16 protein-coding genes and 1 pseudogene are annotated in these 17,844 nt (G+C 72.2%); 4 read left to right on the top strand and 13 right to left on the bottom strand.

The features are described from left to right. Nucleotides 1-2: 2 nt before the first annotated feature. The 4 genes from JL475_RS15180 (at nucleotide 3) to JL475_RS15165 (ending at nucleotide 3,581) form a co-directional block, all read left to right on the top strand. On the top strand, nucleotides 3-485 hold the full coding sequence (locus JL475_RS15180; RefSeq protein ID WP_202278220.1) for a GNAT family N-acetyltransferase: 483 nt from the start codon (nucleotides 3-5) through the stop codon (nucleotides 483-485). A gap of 81 nt (nucleotides 486-566) precedes the next feature. Beyond that, on the top strand, nucleotides 567-1,574 hold the full coding sequence (locus tag JL475_RS15175; protein WP_202278218.1) for a hypothetical protein: 1,008 nt from the start codon (nucleotides 567-569) through the stop codon (nucleotides 1,572-1,574). Then, the gene (locus JL475_RS15170) at nucleotides 1,571-2,833 is read left to right on the top strand and encodes a sensor histidine kinase (protein ID WP_202278216.1); all 1,263 of its coding nucleotides are present in this window, start codon (nucleotides 1,571-1,573) and stop codon (nucleotides 2,831-2,833) included. Before JL475_RS15175 ends, JL475_RS15170 begins: the two co-directional genes overlap by 4 nt. A gap of 85 nt (nucleotides 2,834-2,918) precedes the next feature. Beyond that, nucleotides 2,919-3,581 carry a response regulator transcription factor gene (locus tag JL475_RS15165; protein ID WP_202278214.1) on the top strand — a complete coding sequence of 221 codons (663 nt, stop codon included), beginning with the start codon at nucleotides 2,919-2,921 and terminating at the stop codon, nucleotides 3,579-3,581. 73 nt (nucleotides 3,582-3,654) lie between these two features. On the opposite strand, the pseudogene JL475_RS15160 reads toward JL475_RS15165, so the two are convergent. The 13 genes and pseudogenes from JL475_RS15160 to JL475_RS15100 form a co-directional block, all read right to left on the bottom strand. Beyond that, nucleotides 3,655-3,795 (bottom strand): annotated as a pseudogene (locus JL475_RS15160) (hydrolase); the annotation flags it as partial. Between the two features lie 186 nt (nucleotides 3,796-3,981). Continuing rightward, on the bottom strand, nucleotides 3,982-5,322 hold the full coding sequence (locus tag JL475_RS15155) for a polysaccharide lyase family 1 protein (RefSeq protein WP_202278212.1): 1,341 nt from the start codon (nucleotides 5,320-5,322) through the stop codon (nucleotides 3,982-3,984). Nucleotides 5,323-5,375: 53 nt separating this feature from the next. Beyond that, nucleotides 5,376-6,182: a rhamnogalacturonan acetylesterase gene (locus tag JL475_RS15150; protein ID WP_202278210.1), complete on the bottom strand. Its 807-nt coding sequence runs from the start codon at nucleotides 6,180-6,182 to the stop codon at nucleotides 5,376-5,378. Between the two features lie 162 nt (nucleotides 6,183-6,344). Then, nucleotides 6,345-7,706 carry a sugar ABC transporter substrate-binding protein gene (locus tag JL475_RS15145; protein ID WP_202278208.1) on the bottom strand — a complete coding sequence of 454 codons (1,362 nt, stop codon included), beginning with the start codon at nucleotides 7,704-7,706 and terminating at the stop codon, nucleotides 6,345-6,347. Between the two features lie 177 nt (nucleotides 7,707-7,883). Continuing rightward, nucleotides 7,884-9,446, bottom strand: coding sequence for a glycoside hydrolase 43 family protein (locus JL475_RS15140; RefSeq protein ID WP_202278206.1), 1,563 nt, complete (start codon nucleotides 9,444-9,446; stop codon nucleotides 7,884-7,886). After that, nucleotides 9,443-10,288, bottom strand: a complete 846-nt coding sequence (locus JL475_RS15135; RefSeq protein ID WP_202278204.1) for a PmoA family protein — start codon at nucleotides 10,286-10,288, stop codon at nucleotides 9,443-9,445. The genes JL475_RS15140 and JL475_RS15135 overlap by 4 nt, the downstream gene beginning before the upstream one ends. Next, nucleotides 10,285-11,487, bottom strand: coding sequence for a Gfo/Idh/MocA family protein (locus JL475_RS15130; RefSeq protein WP_202278202.1), 1,203 nt, complete (start codon nucleotides 11,485-11,487; stop codon nucleotides 10,285-10,287). Before JL475_RS15130 ends, JL475_RS15135 begins: the two co-directional genes overlap by 4 nt. Beyond that, nucleotides 11,484-12,386 carry a carbohydrate ABC transporter permease gene (locus tag JL475_RS15125; RefSeq protein WP_202278200.1) on the bottom strand — a complete coding sequence of 301 codons (903 nt, stop codon included), beginning with the start codon at nucleotides 12,384-12,386 and terminating at the stop codon, nucleotides 11,484-11,486. Before JL475_RS15125 ends, JL475_RS15130 begins: the two co-directional genes overlap by 4 nt. Then, nucleotides 12,383-13,318 carry a carbohydrate ABC transporter permease gene (locus JL475_RS15120; protein ID WP_202278198.1) on the bottom strand — a complete coding sequence of 312 codons (936 nt, stop codon included), beginning with the start codon at nucleotides 13,316-13,318 and terminating at the stop codon, nucleotides 12,383-12,385. Before JL475_RS15120 ends, JL475_RS15125 begins: the two co-directional genes overlap by 4 nt. Nucleotides 13,319-13,453: 135 nt before the next feature. Further along, a complete protein-coding gene (gene araD, locus JL475_RS15115) occupies nucleotides 13,454-15,199 on the bottom strand; it encodes an L-arabinonate dehydratase (RefSeq protein ID WP_202278305.1) in 1,746 nt (581 codons plus the stop codon). A gap of 8 nt (nucleotides 15,200-15,207) precedes the next feature. Beyond that, complete coding sequence (locus JL475_RS15110) at nucleotides 15,208-16,116, bottom strand: dihydrodipicolinate synthase family protein (protein ID WP_202278196.1); 909 nt, start codon at nucleotides 16,114-16,116, stop codon at nucleotides 15,208-15,210. Beyond that, on the bottom strand, nucleotides 16,113-16,826 hold the full coding sequence (locus JL475_RS15105; protein WP_202278194.1) for a GntR family transcriptional regulator: 714 nt from the start codon (nucleotides 16,824-16,826) through the stop codon (nucleotides 16,113-16,115). Before JL475_RS15105 ends, JL475_RS15110 begins: the two co-directional genes overlap by 4 nt. Before the next feature lie 289 nt (nucleotides 16,827-17,115). Then, nucleotides 17,116-17,715 carry a TIGR03086 family metal-binding protein gene (locus JL475_RS15100; RefSeq protein ID WP_202278192.1) on the bottom strand — a complete coding sequence of 200 codons (600 nt, stop codon included), beginning with the start codon at nucleotides 17,713-17,715 and terminating at the stop codon, nucleotides 17,116-17,118. Between the last annotated feature and the right edge of the window lie 129 nt (nucleotides 17,716-17,844).

Raw genomic sequence — 17,844 nt, 5'->3', positions numbered from 1 at the left:
CGGTGGACACGGGGGACATCGCCCTGCGCGCCGTGCACGACAGCGACCTGCCGGTCTTCTACCGGCAGTCGAACGACCCGGAGTCCCTGCGCATGGCGGCCTTCACCGCCGAGGACCCGGCCGACCGGGACGCCTTCGAGGCCCACTGGGCCCGTATCCGCACCTCGCCGGACGTCGTGGTACGCACGGTGCTGTGCGACGGCGACGTGGTGGGCAACGCGGCGGTGTACGGGAAGCCCGGCGAGCGTGAGGTGACGTACTGGATCGACCGCGCGTACTGGGGCAGGGGCATCGCGACGGCGGCTCTACGGGAGTTGCTGGCCGAGGTGACTGAGCGCCCGCTGTACGCGCGCGCGGCCGCCGACAACGCGGGGTCGCTGCGGGTGCTGGAGAAGTGCGGTTTCCGGGTCTTCGCGCGGGACAGGGGATACGCGCCCGCGCGCGGTGCGGAGATCGACGAACTCCTCCTCACGTCGACCGGCTGACCGCTGCCTCCCCCACGTGGGGGAGGCGGATCGTCACCGAGCAGGACGCGTCCGTGGGCGGCCTCGCGGAAGCCTGAGGACATGTCACAGACACTCTCCCTCACCACCGGCGGCCCCGCGCTCCCCCACTCACGCAGGCTGCTGCGCGCCGTCGCCGTCCTGGCCTGCCTGCCGTATCTCGCTCTGAAGACAGCCTGGGTGGCCGGGAGTCACGTCGGTGTTCCGGCGGGCAGTCCGCTGCTGGACCACCCCACCGGGATGGTCGTCGCGAACGTCCTGACGATCCTCATGGACTGCGCCGTGATCGTGCTCGTCCTGCTCCTGACCCGACCGTGGGGCCTCAGGGTGCCGGCGTGGGTGCTTACGCCGCCGATGTGGGTCGCGACGGGACTGCTCGCACCGATCATGACCGGCTACCCACTGCAGTTGCTGGTGCGCGCGCTCGGCGGGAGCACCGCGGGCACGGCGGGCGGCGAGGACGAGCCCTTCCTGCACGAGTGGGTGTTCGCCCTCGTCTACACCGGGTTCATCGTCCAGGGCCTCGCTCTGGGCATGCTGTTCGTGCTGTACGCCCGCGACCGCTGGGGCCGTCTGTGGCGCGGCCGAATGGGGGATCTGCCCGTCGGGCTCCCGGGGACGGCGCAGCGGGTCACCGCGGTCGTGGCGGCCGTACTCGCCCTGTTCCCGCTGACGCTCCGGCTCGTCTGGGCCGCCGGCGGCACGACCGGGCTGAGTGCGGGCCTCGTCGCGGAGCGGGGCAGCGACTTCCACGTCCTGGAGTCCCTGTACGTGGTCTTCCTCCTCACCGCGGTCACCGGTGGCGCCCTGTTGGCCTTCGGGCGCGGCCTGGTGCTCCCGGTGCGGGTGCCGCTGGCCCTCGCCGGGATCGGCTCCGGCGCCGTGGCCTGCTGGGGCGGCTGGATGACGATGGCCGCGCTGGTCACCGGGGGAGAGTCCGCCGACCGCCCGACCCTCCTGATGCTCCTGGCCTACGCTGGCCAGATGATCGTCGGCCTGCTCGTCGCCACCGTCGGCGCCCGTTTCCTCGCGGCGCGGTCCGCCGGGGCAGTGAAACCTCCGGTGACGTGAGGGCGTTCACGCGGCCGCTGTTCGGCCGGCGGGCGCGCCTGCGCTGGATCCATCTGATCCTGGGCGGCGCGCTCGCCATGCCGTACGTGCTCGTCGGCTCGGTCGTCATCGGTCCCGTGACGGGCGCCACCGCCGTCTTCTCGTCGCTCCCCCTTCAGCTCACCTCGTTCGCCGTCGGCCTGCCGCTCGCCGCGGTCACCTCCCTGTTTCCGCTGACCCGGCCGTTGGAGACCACCGCCGTGCGCTGGCTGTGCGGCGTCGACGGGGACCGGCTCGCCGACGGGCCCGCCCGCACCCGGGGCGCGAAGGGCCGTACGGCGGCCTGGTACACGCTGCACCTGGGGCTGGGTGCGATCGTCGCCGGGATGTCGCTGGCGGTGCCGCCGTTCGCCGCCGTACTGATCGTGCTGCCGCTCTTCGCGGGGCTGCGGGACAGTCCGCTCGGGTTGCCCGAAGTCCTCGACCGTGCCTGGGCGTTGGCGCTCTCGCCGGTCGCGGGTGTGGCCTCGCTCCTCGCGCTGGCGGGCTGTGCGGCCGGCTGCGGCGCGCTGCTGGCCCACTGGGCTCCGGCGCTGCTCGGCCCCGCCCCCGAGGACCGGCTCGCCGCCGCCGAGGCGCGCGCCGCCGACCTCGCCGTACGCAACCGGCTGGCGCGCGAGCTGCACGACTCGGTCGGGCACGCGCTGAGCGCGGTCACCCTCCAGGCCGGCGCGGCGCGCCGGCTCCTGGACACCGACCCGGAATTCGTCCGTGAGGCCCTCGCCGCCATCGAGGACACCACGCGCCGCACCGTGGGCGAACTCGACACCGTACTGGGCGTGTTGCGCGACGGAAAGGCCAACGACACCGTGCCGGCGCCCACCCTGGCCGCCGGCCTCGACGATCTGCTGCGGGCCACCCGGGCGAGCGGGCTGAAGGTGGCGGCCGCGATCGGGACACCGCCGGACGCGCTGCCTGCCGTCCTCTCCCGCGAGGCGTACCGCATCGTGCAGGAGGGGCTGAGCAACGCCCTCAAGCACACCGGTGAGAGGGGCATCGTGACCCTGTGCGTCGAGGTGCGGGACGGCCATCTGGAGATCACGGTCGAGAACCCCGTCGAGAACCCCCTAGACGCCTCCCCCACCGCCCGCCCCGGGGGCGGTCACGGCCTGCGCGGTGTGCGGGACCGGGCCCGGCTGCTGGGCGGCACCGTCCGGGCGGGCCCGGCGGATGGCACCTGGCGGCTGCGCGTACGGCTGCCGATGCGGGCCGCGACCTGAACGACCTGAACCCCCGGCACGCGAACAGTCCGCCCGGGCTCGACGCCCGGGCGGAGCCGCTGCTCACAGAATCCGGACACCACCCGTGACGAGCCCCACCCCGATCCGTGTCGTCCTCGCCGACGACGAGCGCATGGTACGCACCGCCCTGCGAGCCATCCTCTCCGCCGAGCCGGACCTCGAGGTGGTCGGCGAGGCGGCCACCGGCGCCCAGGCCGTGTCGGTCGTGCGGGAGCAAGGACCCGACGTGGTCCTCATGGACGTACGGATGCCGGAGATCGACGGCATCCGCGCCACCGAGCAGATCCTCACCGGCCTCGACCGGCCGCCGCGCATCGTCGTCGTCACCACCTTCGAGAACGACTCCTACGTGTACGAAGCGCTGCGCGTCGGAGCCGCAGGGTTCCTGCTCAAACGGGCGGAGGCCGACGCGCTGGTGGGTGCGGTCCGGCTGGTGGCGCGCAGCGACACGCTGCTGTTCCCGGCGGCGGTGCGCGCACTCGCCACCGAGCACGCGCGCACGGCCCGCACTCCTCCGGCGTGGGCGGCGAGGCTGACCGGGCGCGAGAGCGAGGTGCTGCAGCACATGGCGACCGGGCTGACCAACGCGGAGATCGCCCGGCTGATGGAGGTCGGCCCCGCCACGGTGAAGACCCATGTGGCGCAGGTGTTGGCGAAGACCGGGAGCCGGGACCGCACCCAGGCCGTCATCGCCGCCTACGAGGCGGGCTTTCTGCGCGGTTCCTGAGCCCGGCGGGCTCCGGCCCCTCCGCACGGGTTCCATGAGCACCTGATGGTGGCCGGGGCTGTCTCCCCCGCACGCTCGCCGCCGCGATGTGGTCGCTGAGCGCGGCCACCTGCCAGGCCCGGTCGCCGCCCGCGGAGAAGCCGAGGGCGGCGACCCGGCGCGCGTCCACCCGGCCGAGACCGGCCAGGAAGGCGGCGGACCGCTGGTCCTCGCGGGTGGCCGCCAGGGCGAGCGCGGTGGCGGCCGAGGCACCCGCCGGCAGCAGACCCCTTCTGGACACGGGCAGCGAGGAGGGCATGCGGTGCTCCTTCGGGACGGGGAGGACCGGGGCGGGCGCGCGCCGCAGTGGGGGTGGAGCGCGCCCGCCCCGGCGAACGGGGGTGCGGGGTGTCAGGGGATGTCAGCGGATGCGGCCCGCTCCCGCGCCGAGCTCGACCAGCGCCGGGACCGCCTGCGCCGGGTGGACGGCGGTGCGCAGGGTGGGGGTCCAGCCGGCGCCGGAGCGGAGGGCCCCCTCGGGGTTCTCCGCGTTGTGCACGGCGATCAGGTCGACCCGCTTGCCGTTGACGCGGTTGTCCCGGGCGGTGAGCGGCGAGTCGTTCCACCGCTTGAGGATCTTCGCCGGGCTGACGCCCTCGGCCAGTGTGAACGCGTTGTGCTCGGCGACGAGCCGGGACTCCTTGCCGACGCCGAAGCTGTAGCCGTAGCCCTGGCCGGCCACGAAGTGGTTGTTGTAGACGTCGACCTGTCCGAAGCGGACGCGCGGCGCGCGCTCGACCAGCTTCGAGAACAGGTTGTGGTGGAAGGTCACCTTCAGCTTGCCCCGGTCGCCGACGGCCGTGGACTCGCCGTCGCTGTTGCCGATCAGGATCGTCTTGTCGTGCTCGGTGAAGACGTTCCAGGAGGCGGTGACGTGGTCGGCGCCCCGGACGATGTCCAGCTCGCCGTCGTGCTGCTGGTACAGCATCCCGAAGTGGGTGGGGGCCTCGCTGTCGGGGTGGTCGCCGTCGGTGAAGGTGTTGTGGTCCAGCCAGACATGGGTGGAGCCGTACACGACGGCGGTGTCGTACTCGGAGTTCCAGTTGCCCCGGTCGCCGTCGGTCGGGTCCCACTGCGGGAAGCAGTCCATCGGGCTCTCGAGGGTGAGGTTGCGGACGATGACGTTGTCCACGCCCTTGATCTGCAGGCTGGCGCCCTTGAACCCGGCGTCGCGGCCGACACCGATGATCGTGGTGTTGGCGGGGATGTTCGCCTTGACGGCGGTGTCCTGGTTGGCGGCCGAGGCCCTGCGCAGGCCCTCGGGGCTGTCGTCGGGCTCGCCGGTCAGGTCCTGTTCCAGGCCCCAGGTCTCGGGCGCGTACTTCTCGAGGTAGTCGTCGAAGTCGTAGCCGGGGGCGGCGAGCGCGTCGCAGCCCCCGGAGACCGCGTCGATCGTCCCCCGCACCTTGATGATCTTCGGGGCGCTGCCGCCGTCCGCCAGGGCCGCCTTGAATCCGGCCCAGTCGCTGACGGTGTGGACGTGCTCGGCGGTGGCGTCGGCACCTCCGGTGGTGCCGGTTCCGTGGGACGCCCAGCCGTCGTTCGCACCGAGCGTCTGCCGGGCGGCGTCCCGGGGGTGGCCGGGGTGATGGCCGGAGTGTGCCTGGGCGCCGGTGCCGGTCAGGGCCAGCACGAGGGCGGTGCAGCCGGCCAGCGAGGCGGCTCTCACTATGGCATGCCCCTGCCATATCGGTCTGTTCATGGTGCGGCTCTCCCTTGTTTCTCGCTTGTTTCTCGTGTTCCTCGTCCGGTCGGTCAGACAGTGGTGACGGCGTCCGGCCAGGTGATCCAGGACTCGGGGATCACCTCGTCCAGCCGGCGCACGTCCCGCGGCGCGAGCACCCGGGTGCGCAGCAGCTCCCGGGCGACCAGCCGGGCCACGGCGATCGCGCCGGGCGGGTCGAAGTGCGTGTTGTCCTGCTCGGTCGCCGTCCAGTTGAAGTACTTCTCGGTCTCCTCGACGCCCAGCTCCTGCCACAGCGCCAGCGACAGGGCCTGGATGTCGAGCAGCGCGACCCGCTCCTCGTCGGCCGGCGCCCGCATCGCCGCCGGGTACGCGCCGTGGCTCGGCACGGCGTCGCCGGCCGGGTCGAACCTCCGGCGCTCCACGGCGGTGGCCGGCACGGGCCGCGCCCCGCGGGCCCTGGCCCCGGCGACGTACAGCCGCAGGTGCTCCCGGTACGTCGTCCAGGGCTCGGTGTAGCGGCTCGGGTCGGTGGCCTTCTCGTCGTTGTGCGCGAACTGGATCAGCAGGAGGTCACCGGGCCGGATGGCGTCGAGGACGGCGTCGAGCCGTCCCTCGTCGACGAAGTTCTTCGAACTCCGTCCGTTCACGGCGTGGTGGGCGACCACGAGGTCATGGCGGAGCAGGAAGGGGAGCGCCATGCCCCACCCGGTCTCCGGCGCGGCGTCGGCGTACTTCTGGGCGGCGGTGGAGTCCCCGGCGATGCAGAGGGTGCGGGGCCGGGGCCGCCGGGGCGCGGCCCGGGCGGTGCCGGTCACCGTGAGGGCGAGGGGGAGGCCGAGTCCGGCGGCGGAAACCTGTCTGCGAGTGAGCGACACAAGCCTGTGCCTTTCAGCAAGGGTCCAAAAGAGCGCCTCTCGGGGCGCGGGACTGTACCTGTGTGCGGGTGGCCGCGCCGCGGGGGCGCGGCCGGGCGCGGGGACGGCCGTGGCCCGGAGCGAACGGGCCGGCGGCCGCCCCGCGGTGACACCGGGAACCGCTCAGGCCATCTGCTCCTGCCACTCGGCCTGGGCCTCGTTGAGCTGCTCGGCCAGGTTGTCGAGGAAGTCCTTCGCGCTCATGTCCCCGAGCAGCACCTTCTGGAAGTTCGGCTCGTTGTCGGCCTTGGAGACGGTGTTCCAGTCCGGCAGGTAGTACGGCAGCTGGACGATGGTCGTCGACCCGTCGCTCAGCGCGTCCGCGGCCAGCTTGGTCGGCTCCGCCTCGGCGATCCAGTCGTCCTTGGCGGCGTCCAGGTTCGAAGGCACCTGCCCGGCGGACTCGTTGAACTTCGAGTTCGCCTCGGCCGAGACGGCGTACTCGATGAACTTCCAGGCGGCGTCCTTGTTCTTGGAGCTCTGGAACACGCCGAGGCCGTCGACCGGGTTGGAGACCTGGACCCGGCCGCCGTCGGGGCCGGTGGGCTGCGGGATGCCCCGGAACTTGTCGGCGCCGAGCGCCTTCACGTGGTCCTGGTACGACCCGAGGTTGTGGTTGAGCATGCCGATCGTGCCGGAGTCCCACTGCGCGACCATCTTGGTGAAGTCGTTGTTCAGGTCGGCGGCAGGGGTGACCTTCTTGAACAGGCCCGCGTACTTCTCGAGGGCCTTGACGTTCTTCGGGTCGTTGACCGTGGTCTTCTCACCGGTGGAGTCCCAGAACGTGGTGATGCCGGACTGGCCGTACATCGCGTCCAGGGCCTGGGCGATGGAGCCGGCGCCACCGCGGATGGTGTAGCCGAACTCGTTCTTGCCCTTGTCGCTGAGCTTCTCCGCGGCCTCGAAGAAGCGCTCCCAGCTGGTCGGTTCCTCGAGGCCCGCCTTCTCGAACAGGTCGGTGCGGTAGTAGAGGACGCCGTTGTTCGCGGAGGTCGGGACCGAGTACAGCTGGTCGTCACCGCCGCCGGCGGCACGCAGCGACTCGATCATGTCCTTGTTGAGCTTGCCGTCGAGGGGCGACTTGCCCAGCCGGTCGTCCAGCGGGGCGAGCGCCTTCTGGGCGGAGAAGCCCGCGAGCATCGACGCGCCGATCCCGCCGACGTCCGGCAGGCCGCCGCCCTGGATGGCGGTGTCGACCTTGGACTGGTACTCGGTTGCGGCGATCCCGACGTACTCGACGTCGATCTCCGGGTTGGCCTTCTCGAAGTCGGCGATGATCTCCTTCCAGATCGCGGTGCGGACACCGCCGTTGTTGTCCCAGAAGGTGATCTTGCCCGTTCCGCTGCCCTCGGCACCCTTGTCGCCGCCGGCTCCGCTGCCGTCGTCGCCGCAGGCGGTGACGGTCAGCGCGAGCACGGCGCCCAGGGCAACGACGGCCGACGTCCGGCGCCTGCCTGTGCTGCTTCTGCGATTGCTGATCTTCATTGGTCGGCTCTCTTCTTCTGGTTCTCTTCCGGTTCTCTTCTGGTTCCGACGGGATGTGCGGGTGTGGGGGCGTCTCGCGGTCGTCCGGTGGTGCTCGGCCACGTGGGGGCGGCGTCGGCAAGCGCTTGCCGAGGAGGCGCGTCGTTGCGGCTCCCGGCAGGCTCACGGAGAGGGGGGTTACGCGGCGCTGATCCTGAACTGCGTGAAGGTCGCCGTCCCGGCGTGCCCCCGGCCCGTCGGGGCGAGGGCGACCAGGCCGAGCAGGGCGCCGACCCAGCGCCACGGAGTGGCGGCGAAGACCTGCCCGGAGGAGCGGAAGCCGTCCCCGGTGTCGTACGAGAAGCGGCAGCGGGCTCCGGCACCGGCCTCGATCCGCAGCCTCGCCCGGCCCTCGGGGGCGAACCGCGGGTGGTCGGCGTCCCGTTCCCTCTCGGCTGTCGTCTCGGCGAACCGGTGCACCAGATGCGCGGTGCCGTCCGGTCCCCGCTGGAGTCCGATCCAGCGGTAGGCGTCGCCGAGGACCGCGAGTCCGGCCCGTGCCCCGGGCTCCCGGCTGTCGAGCCGCAGTTCCACGTCGACGGTGCACGGGGTGCCGGGCAGCCGCTGGGTGAGCACGTTCGCCAGCCTGCGCAGGTCGTGCGCGTCGGCGGTGCGCACGCAGGTCAGCCGCAGCCCGTCCGCAAAGTGCTGGGTGGCCCAGCCCTCGTGGGGGTCCCCCCTGCTCGAGCAAAGCCGAGAGCTTGGGGGAGGATTGGCGGTCCACTGCCACTGACGGCCGTGGCGGCCGCCGGGGAAGTCGTCGTCGGTGGCGGGCGCCGCGGCCGGCTGCGCGGGCAGGTCCGGTCGGCGGTGCCCGGCGACCGGCGCGCCGGCGTCCCCCAGCACCGGCCAGCCTCCCTCGGCCTCCCAGCGCATCGGCTGGAGGTGCACGACCCTGCCGTACGCCCCGCGCTGCTGGAAGTGCAGGAACCAGTCCTCACCGGTCGGGGTGCGCACCCAGCCGCCCTGGTGAGGACCGTTGACGTCGGTGTCCCGCTGTTCCAGGACGACCTTCTCCTCGTACGGCCCGAAGAACTCACGCGACCGGAAGGCGCCCTGCCAGCCGGTCTCCACTCCCCCGGCGGGCGCCAGGATCCAGAACCAGCCGTCGTGCCGGTGGAGCTTGGGGCCCTCCAGGGTGAACCAGCCGGGTATGCGGTCGGCGTCGACGATCACCTTGCCCTCGTCGAGGAGTTCGGTGCCGTGGGGGTGCATGCGGTGGCCGGTGAGCCGGTTGTTGACGCCGCTGCGGGACTTGGCCCAGGCGTGCACGAGGTACGCCTCGCCGCTCTCCTCGTCCCACAGCGGGCACGGGTCGATCAGGCCCTTGCCGGCCTTCACCAGGTGGGGTCGGGTCCAGGACCCCCGGATCTGCGGGGCGTTGACCTGGAAGACGCCCTGGTCGGGGTCGCCCCAGAAGATCCAGAACCGGTCGTCGTGGTGGCGCAGGGGCGGCGCCCAGACCCCGCGGTCGTGCCGGGGGACCGCGAACTCACTCTCGGGTTCCAGCCGTTCGAGGGCATGGCCGACGAGCGTCCAGTTGACCAGGTCGCGGGAGTGCGGCAGCGGCAGTCCGGGGACGCGGCCGAAGCTGGAGGCGGTCAGGTAGAAGTCGTCGCCGACGCGGATCACGTCGGGATCGGACCAGTCGGCGTCCAGGACCGGGTTCCGGTAGGTGGTGTCCGCCGGCGCGGCGCTCATGGGCTCACCGCCTTGCGGACCAGGGCGGCGGTGGCGTCCCGGCCGAGCCGGCCGTCGGCGACGACGGTGACGACACGGCGGACCACCGTCTCCCCGGGCGGGACCGGCAGCCGTTCGTCGTGGGCGAGGGAGGAGCCGACGCCGGGGTACTCGGCGGTGCGCACGAACCAGGGGTCGCGGCGGGTCGGTCCGGTGGCCCCGGCGAAGACCAGCGTCCAGCGGGCACCGGCCAGGGCGAGCCAGTCGGCCCGCCGGCCGTGCACCGCGGCCTCGCCCTCGGCCGAGGCGGTGAAGGCGTCCGGTGCCGTCGCCTCCTTGCGGGCCCGCCAGAAGAAGCCGCCGTAGGCCGCGCCGGGGCGGCCGTTGGTGGCCGGGCTGCCGATGGAGAGCGGGAGCCCGGTGGCGTTGGTGAGGGAGAAGGTGAAGTCCAGCGCCCAGGCGGTGTCGGTGAGTTCGGTGGCGGTGACCGTACGGCGCTCACGCAGCAGCTCGCCCGGTGCGGCGATCCAGCGCAGTTCCTCCACGAAGCCGTCGGGGTTCCGCAGCTGGAAGGAGGTGTGCCGCTGGGAGCCGTGGTCGTCCAGTTCGGTCGGGCCCCGGTCGCGGACGTAGGTGCGTCCGCCCCAGAAGTTGTGCCCCTCGACGTCGGGAACGGCGACACCGACGCCGAGGTGGTGGGTGTGGTCCGCGGGGGACAGTTCGGTGACCGCCGTGCCGGCCAGGGTGGTGACGGGGTGCAGATAGGGGCGCGGGGAGAGCCTGCGGGGCAGCTCGGGCCGGGATACGTACCGGCCGACCGGCCGCCCGGCGACGCGCAGGATCGTGGAGTCGTCGCTGGTCATCGGGTGTTCACCTCTTTCGGCGGGTGCTGTGCGGAACGCTGGGCGGGCGGCGCCCAGGGGGCGCCGAGTTCGGAGTAGAGGGACAGGGTGTCGGCGGCGGCCTCGACGAGCCGGTCGATGCCGGGTACGACACGGCGGTTCTCGCCGGGAACGCGGTGCCAGGCTCCGTCGGGCAGCGGGGCGGGGTCGGGGGCCTGCCGGATCGCCTCGACGACCTTCATGAAGGCGCCGGTCGCGTCCGGGGGGACCAGCAGGGGGGCGCCGGTGGTGAGGTGCGCGACGAGGTTCTCCAGCAGGTCGGTCCGGCCGAAGTGGAGTTCCTCGGGACCGTGGCCCGCGCGCTGGACCAGGACGCGGTCCTGCTTGTACCAGAAGGTGATCCGGCCGCTGGCGCCGTGCACCATGACGTACGGCTCGTCGGCCCGCTCCGCGCACAGGGTCGCGGCGACGGTGACCGGCCGACCCTGGGCGGTGGTGACCCGGACGCAGGAGGTGTCGTCGGACTCGATGTCGTTGGCGCGCAGCAGTTCGGTCTCGATGCCGGTGACGTCCTCGGCGCGGGTGCTGCCGCCCAGCGCCAGCGCGGTGGCGACGGCGTGGGCGAGCGGGTTGGTCAGCGCACCGTCGACCACGTCGACGCCGTTCAGCCGGCGCCGGCCCGCCCAGGGGGCCCGCCGGAAGTAGTCCTCGGCGCGCACCCAGGCCCCGGCGCCGCCGATCCCGGTGACCCGGCCGATCGCACCCCCGGCGACCAGTTCGCGGATCGCGGGCACGGCGTGCGAGCCCAGTGACTGAAAGCCGATCTGGCAGGCGACACCGGCCGCGTCGACCCCGTCGGCCATCCGGCGGAACTCGGCGTAGGACGGCGCGGGCGGCTTCTCCAGCAGGATGTGCGCGCCCCGTTCGGCGGCGGCGAGGGCGAGGTCGGTGTGGGTGGGGATCGGGGTGCAGACGATGGCGATCCCGGCTCCGGTGGACTCCAGCAGGGCGGCGAAGTCGGCGGACTGCTCGGGAAGTCCGTCCCCGGACTCGCCCTCGAGCTCGTCCTCGGTGAGCGGGGTGAGCTCGCAGACGCCGGCCAGCCGGACGAGTCCCGCCTCCTGGAGCCGGCGGATGTTCGCCAGGTGCCAGCGGCCGTGGCCGCGGGCACCGGCGAGTACGACGGGGAGGGGCCGAAGCGCGGACCGGGGCGCGGTCATCCCTTCACCGCCCCCGCGCTGAAGCCGGTGATCAGCCACTTCTGGATGAAGGCGAACACGATCACGACGGGCACGGCCGCGATGATGCCGCCCGCGGCGAGGGCGCCGAGGTCGACGCTGTCCGCGCTCATCAGGGTGTTGAGGCCGACCGGGATGGTCTGCTTCTCCTGGTTGTTGAGGAACATCAGGGCGAACAGGAAGTGGTTCCAGGAGTGGACGAAGGCGAACGAGCCGACGGCGATCAGACCGGGCCGCAGCAGCGGCAGGACGACCACCCGGAACGCCCGCATCCTGCTGCACCCGTCGACCCAGGCGGCCTCCTCCAGGGAGTACGGCACGTTCTTGATGAAGTTGCTGATGAGGATGATCGACAGCGGCAGCTGGAAGACCGTCTCGGCGATGATGACGCTGCCCAGCGAGTTGATCATCTGCAGCCCGGCGAAGATCTCGAACAGCGGGACCAGGAGCAGCGCACCGGGCACGAACTGGGAGCACAGCAGGGCGAGCATGAAGACCCGCTTGACGCGGAAGTCGAACCGGGCGAGCGCGTAGCCGCCGGCCAGCGCCACGAGCGTCGTCGCGAGCAGGGTGGCGACGCCCACGAGCACGCTGTTCTGGAAGAAGGTGCCGAAGGCGCGGTCCGTCCAGACCTTCTCGAAGTGGACCGTGGTCATCGGCCAGGGCACCAGCGAGGTCGAGCCGGCCGGGCGCAGGGCGAAGAGCAGGATCCAGTAGAAGGGGATGAGCGTGAACAGCAGGTAGACGCCCAGCGGGAGGTAGATGTGCCGGCGGGGCACCTCGTCCCAGGCGCGGTGCTTCTTCCGCGCGGGGCGGCTCGGCGGCTCGGCGGCGGAGCGCGCGGGGGCGGGGGCGGCCGGGGTCGCCGCTTCGGTGATCACTTGCTTTCGCCTCCGAACCTGCTCAGCCGCAGGTAGACGATCGAGCAGAAGAGCAGAATCACGAACGCGACCGTGGTGAGCGCCGAGGCGTAACCGAAGTCGTGGGCGTCGACGCTGGTGTTGGCGATGTAGAGCGGGAGCGTCGTGGTCACGCCGGCCGGTCCGCCGCCGGTCAGGGTGTAGAGCAGGTCGACGTTGTTGAACTCCCACACCGCGCGCAGCAGCGTGGACAGGATGATGGCGTCCTTGAGGTGGGGCAGGGTGATGTGCGTGAACTGCTGGAAGCGGCTGGCCCCGTCGACCTCGGCGGCCTCGTACAGGTCCTTGGAGACGGACTGGAGGTCGGCCAGGATGAGGATGGCGAAGAAGGGGACACCGCGCCACAGGTCGGCGACGACCACCGCCGAGAAGACGGTGGAGGTGTCCGACAGCCAGCTGGTGCCGTAGTCGCCGATGCCCATGTCGGCGAGGTAACGGGTGATGCCGGTCTGGGAGTTGTAGAGGAGCACCCAGATCGCCGAGGTCAGTACGCCGGAGACGGCCCACGGGGAGAAGACCAGGGCGCGGCCGATGCCCCGGCCGACGAAGGTCTGGTTGACGATGAGCGCCAGCGCGAGCCCGAACATCAGCTGCAGGCCGACCTCGACGAAGACCCACTTGGCGCTGAAGACCAGCGTGTCCCAGAACAGCGGGTCCTCGGTGAAGAGGTGGACGAAGTTGTCGAAGCCCGCGAACCCGTTCCGCCACGGCTTGGTCGGGTTGTAGTGCTGCAGGCTGTAGTAGAAGACGCTGATGACGGGGTAGGCGATGAAGCCCAGCATGAGCAGCCCCGCCGGGGCGATCAGCAGGTACGGCAGTCCGCGTGGTGTGGCGGAGGCACGGCGCCGCCTCGGTGGCGTGGGCGGTTTCGCCACGGCTGCGGCTTGGGCCATGACTGTTCTCCGTTTCTCGGTACGTCGTGCTGTGCGGTGCGTTCCCGGGGCGGTGCGTTCCCGGTGCGGTGCGCTCTCACTGCGGGGTGAAGCGCTTTCTACATGGGTGTGCGGACAGGCCCGCGGCCCGGCGGATCAGCCCGCGTAGGGGTCCTGCACCGCGCCCGGCCGGGCGAGGAACTCGAAGTCGCAGCCGGTGTCGGCCTGGGTGATCTGCTCGTTGTAGAGCGCGCCGTAACCGCGCTCGTAGCGCACCGGCGGCGGCGTCCAATCGGCCCTGCGGCGCGCCAACTCCTCTTCGTCCACGTTGAGTTGAAGTTTCCGCTGCTCGACGTCGAGGGTGATCGAGTCACCGGTGCGTACCAGTGCCAGCGGCCCGCCGACGTACGACTCGGGAGCGATGTGCAGCACGCAGGTGCCGTAACTCGTGCCGCTCATCCGGGCGTCGGAGATCCGCACCATGTCCCGCACCCCCTGCTTGAGCAGGTGGTCGGGGAGGGGCAGCATCCCGTACTCGGGCATCCCGGGCCCGCCCTTGGGTCCGGAGTTGCGCAGCACCAGCACATGGTCGGCGGTGATGTTCAGCGCCGGGTCGTTGATGGTGCGCTGCATGGTGCGGTAGTCGTCGAAGACGACCGCGGGCCCGGTGTGCCGCAGCAGGTGCGGCTCGGCGGCGATGTGCTTGATGACGGCGCCGTCCGGGCAGAGGTTGCCGCGCAGCACGGCGAGCCCGCCCTCGTCGGCGACCGGCTTGTCCCGGGGCCGGATGACGTCGTCGTGGTGCACCCGCGCGCCGGCGATCTGTTCGCGCAGGGTGTCGTGACAGACGGTGGGCCGGTCCAGGTGGAGCAGGTCCGGTATCCGGGAGAGGAAGCCGGGCAGACCGCCCGCGAAGTGGAAGTCCTCCATCAGGTACGTCTGTCCGCCGGGCCGTACGTTGGCCAGCACCGGGACGGTGCGGGCGATGCGGTCGAAGTCGTCGAGGGTGAGGGCGACGCCCGCGCGGCCGGCCATCGCGATCAGATGGATCACGGCGTTGGTGGAGCCGCCCAGGCCCAGGACGGTCGTCACCGCGTCCTCGAAGGCCTCCGCGGTGAGGATGTCGCTCAGTTTCCGGTCCCGGTGGACCAGTTCGACGACGCGCAGACCGGCCGCGGCGGCCATCCTGTCGTGCCCGGAGTCGACGGCGGGGATGCTGGAGGCGCCCGGAACCGTGACGCCGAGGGCCTCGGCGGCGGCGGTCAGCGTGGAGGCCGTCCCCATGGTCATGCAGTGACCGGGCGAGCGGGCCAGGCCGCTCTCGATCTCCTGCATCTCGCAGTCGCCGATGACGCCGGCCCGCTTGTCGTCCCAGTACTTCCACATGTCGGTGCCGGAACCGAGCACCTCGCCCCGCCAGTGGCCCGGCAGCATGGGCCCGGCCGGGACGAAGACCGTCGGCAGGTCGGCGCTGGCCGCGCCCATGAGCAGGGCGGGCGTGGACTTGTCGCAGCCGCCCATCAGCACGGCGCCGTCGACCGGGTAGGACCGCAGCAGTTCCTCGGTCTCCAGGGCGAGGAGGTTGCGGTAGAGCATCGGGGTCGGCTTCTGGAAGGTCTCGCTGAGCGTGGAGACCGGGAACTCGAGCGGGAAGCCGCCGGCCTGCCAGACACCTCTCTTGACCGCCTGCGCGCGGTCGCGCAGGTGGCTGTGGCAGGGGTTGATGTCGGACCAGGTGTTGAGCACGGCGATGACGGGCTTGCCCAGGTGCTCCTCGGGCAGGTAGCCGAGTTGGCGGGTGCGGGCGCGGTGGCTGAAGGAGCGCAGCCCGTCCGTGCCGTACCACTGGTGGCTGCGCAGTTCCTCGGGCCGCTTCCTCAGGGCGTCCGTCGGGATATTCATCGGGGTGCTCATACGGACCACCCCGCGGCTATCGCGGCGACCTCGGCCCGCTCGTGCTCGGCCAGTTGCCTGCTCGGCGGGCGGACCTCGCGCCGGCACAGGCCGAGGGAGGCGAGGGCCTCCTTGACGACGGTGACGTTGTCGGCGGAACCGTTGGCACCGCGCAGTTCCTCGAAACGGCGGATCTGCTCCCAGACCTTCATGGCGGTCGCGTAGTCACCCGACCGGAGCGCCCCGAGCATGTTCAGCGACACCGACGGGGCGACGTTGACCAGGCCGGAGGTGAAGCCGGTGGCGCCCGCCGAGAAGTAGGAGGGGGCGTACGGCTCGGCCAGCCCGGCGACCCACACGAACCGCTCGATGCCGGCGTCCCGCGCGAAGGCGGCGAACTTCGCCGCGTCCGGTACGGAGTACTTCACGCCGATGACGTTGGGGCAGATGTCGGCGAGTTCGGCGAGGCGGGAGCCGGCGAGCCGGGCGTTGCGGATGTAGGGGACGACGCCCAGTTCCGGCACGGCCTCGGCGACCGCGCGGTGGTAGTCGACCCAGCCGCTCTGGGAGACGTAGGGGTGGACGGGCTGGTGCACCATCACCATCCGCGCGCCGAGGTCACGGGCGTGCCGTGCGGAGGCGACCGCGGTCGGTACGTCGTGGCCCACGCCGACCAGGACGGACGAGCCGTCACCGGTCTCCTGCATGGTCAGCTCGGCGACGGTGCGCCGCTCCTCGGGCGTCAGGGCGTAGAACTCGCCGGTGTTGCCGTTGGGGGTCAGGGTGGTGATGCCGGCGTCGAGGAGGCGGCGCAGCAGGGCCCGGTAGCCGGCCGGGTCGACGGAGCCGTCCTCGGCGAACGGGGTCACCGGGATCGCCACCACGTCGGCCAGGGCCGCCCGCTGGGTCTCTAACGTCGTCGTCATGCCTGGCCGTCCTCGCTTTTCTGGTTCTGGGCTTCCGGTGCTTCCTGTACTTCCTGGGGCGCCTGGGTGTCGAGGTCCGCGTCGGGAAAGGCCCGGCGCACGAAGGACGCGATGTGCGCGTGCAGGGCTCGTGCCGCGCCGTCCGCGTCCTTGTCGAGGGCGAGCCGCAGGATCTCGCGGTGCTCGCTCGCCTCCCGCTCCCAGGAGGGGTCGGCGGCCCAGGCCACGGCGGAGACGAGCGCCGCCTGGTCACGGACCTCGTCGAGCATCCGGCCGAGCAGCGGGTTGCCGCACGGCATGTACAGCGCGCGGTGGAACTCGCGGTTGCTCAGGGAGCGTTCGGCGGTGTCGGTGGCCTCGTCGGCCCGGGCCAGCGCGTCGCGCGCGGCGTCCAGGGAGGCACCGCGCCGGACGGTGCGCCGGAGCGCCTCGGGTTCGAGGAGGAGCCGCACGTCCTGGACCTCGCGCGCCATGTCCGCGTCGACCATGCGCACCGTGACGCCCTTGTACTGGCTCATCACGACCAGTCCGGTACCGGCCAGGGTCTTGAGGGCCTCGCGCACCGGGGTCTTGGACACCCCGAACTGCGCGGCGAGGTCGGCCTCGACCAGGGCCTGGCCCGGTGTCAGCCGGCCGCTGAGGATGCGTCGTTTGATCTCCTCCAGCACGTACTGCGTGCGGGAGGGGATCGGCGTGGGCACAGAGGTCATGCGCGCCTCTCGGATCTCACATATCGCGTCTCATATATGACGTACGAAGTACGACGCGACGAAACTAGAAGCGGCCCGGGGTTTCGTCAATGCCTCTGACAAAGGAAGTTCCGGTGGCCGTTCCCGCCCTCCGGGAGGGGCTGTCCACGCCGCTCCCGGCCGCCCCCTGGCCGGATTCGCGGCCGGGCCCGTGTGCTTCCGCAATCCCGCGAACGCGGCGCGGCCGGGTGCCCGTCACCCGGAGGTGACGGGCACCCGGCCGCTCGAAGGGTCCCTGGGGCTTCCCTGATCAGGCCTTCCGCGTCCACCCCGGATCGCGGCCGCTCAGCCCCACGGTCCGGTCCAGCAGCGGGGCGTCGGACGGCACCGGCACCACGGGGCCGAAGATGCCCTCGCCGCCGTCCCGGCCGGGTTCCGCCGCGGCGGCGAGGAGGAAGGCGTGCGCGGCGTCGAGGGCGGCGGGGTCGGGCCCGTAGTCCTGGCCGGTGGCGCGGGCGAGGTCCCAGCCGTGGATCACCAGTTCGTCGGCGGCCACGGCTCCGGCCACCTCGCCCGGCAGGTCCACTCCCCCGGCCCTGGTCATGCCGGTCCAGGCCCCGGGGTCCCGCCAGGCGTCGGCGAGTTCGCCGAGCACCCGGGGCAGTTCCTCGCGCCAGCCGGGCCCCAGGTGCGGCACGGCGGCGTCCGGGCTGGTGTCGGTGGTGACGCCGAGGTCCTTGCGCCCGGCGTCGCGGAAGGCGACGGACAGGCCCACGAGGTGGCCCAGGATGTCGCGCACCGCGTACCGCGGGCAGGGCGTCCCGTCCGCGAGCTGCACGTCGGCGACCCCCTCGGCGAGTCGCGCCACGACCCGCGCCTGCGGTCCGAGGTCGAGAATCGGGTCGGTCATGAGCTGCTCCTCCGTGGCCGTGCGTGGTGGTGCTTCCTGGGAGACAGACCTATGCCGCACCCGGAACTCATCGCTACCCCCTCCCCTCCCTACGGCGTCCGCCCGATCCCCCCGTCCGGTCCTTAGCCC

This window comes from Streptomyces sp. M2CJ-2 (genome assembly GCF_016757295.1).
Lineage (GTDB): Bacteria > Actinomycetota > Actinomycetes > Streptomycetales > Streptomycetaceae > Streptomyces.
This window is presented reverse-complemented; position numbering and strand designations above follow the sequence as displayed.

What these genes read in the sequence shown, in the direction of transcription:
- JL475_RS15175 (WP_202278218.1), top strand. Translation starts at nt 567, where the DNA reads ATGTCACAGACACTCTCCCTCACCACCGGCGGCCCCGCGCTCCCCCAC.
- JL475_RS15155 (WP_202278212.1), bottom strand. Translation starts at nt 5,322, where the DNA reads ATGAACAGACCGATATGGCAGGGGCATGCCATAGTGAGAGCCGCCTCG.
- JL475_RS15145 (WP_202278208.1), bottom strand. Translation starts at nt 7,706, where the DNA reads ATGAAGATCAGCAATCGCAGAAGCAGCACAGGCAGGCGCCGGACGTCG.
- JL475_RS15140 (WP_202278206.1), bottom strand. Translation starts at nt 9,446, where the DNA reads ATGAGCGCCGCGCCGGCGGACACCACCTACCGGAACCCGGTCCTGGAC.
- JL475_RS15135 (WP_202278204.1), bottom strand. Translation starts at nt 10,288, where the DNA reads ATGACCAGCGACGACTCCACGATCCTGCGCGTCGCCGGGCGGCCGGTC.
- JL475_RS15130 (WP_202278202.1), bottom strand. Translation starts at nt 11,487, where the DNA reads ATGACCGCGCCCCGGTCCGCGCTTCGGCCCCTCCCCGTCGTACTCGCC.
- JL475_RS15120 (WP_202278198.1), bottom strand. Translation starts at nt 13,318, where the DNA reads ATGGCCCAAGCCGCAGCCGTGGCGAAACCGCCCACGCCACCGAGGCGG.
- araD (WP_202278305.1), bottom strand. Translation starts at nt 15,199, where the DNA reads ATGAATATCCCGACGGACGCCCTGAGGAAGCGGCCCGAGGAACTGCGC.
- JL475_RS15110 (WP_202278196.1), bottom strand. Translation starts at nt 16,116, where the DNA reads ATGACGACGACGTTAGAGACCCAGCGGGCGGCCCTGGCCGACGTGGTG.
- JL475_RS15105 (WP_202278194.1), bottom strand. Translation starts at nt 16,826, where the DNA reads ATGACCTCTGTGCCCACGCCGATCCCCTCCCGCACGCAGTACGTGCTG.
- JL475_RS15100 (WP_202278192.1), bottom strand. Translation starts at nt 17,715, where the DNA reads ATGACCGACCCGATTCTCGACCTCGGACCGCAGGCGCGGGTCGTGGCG.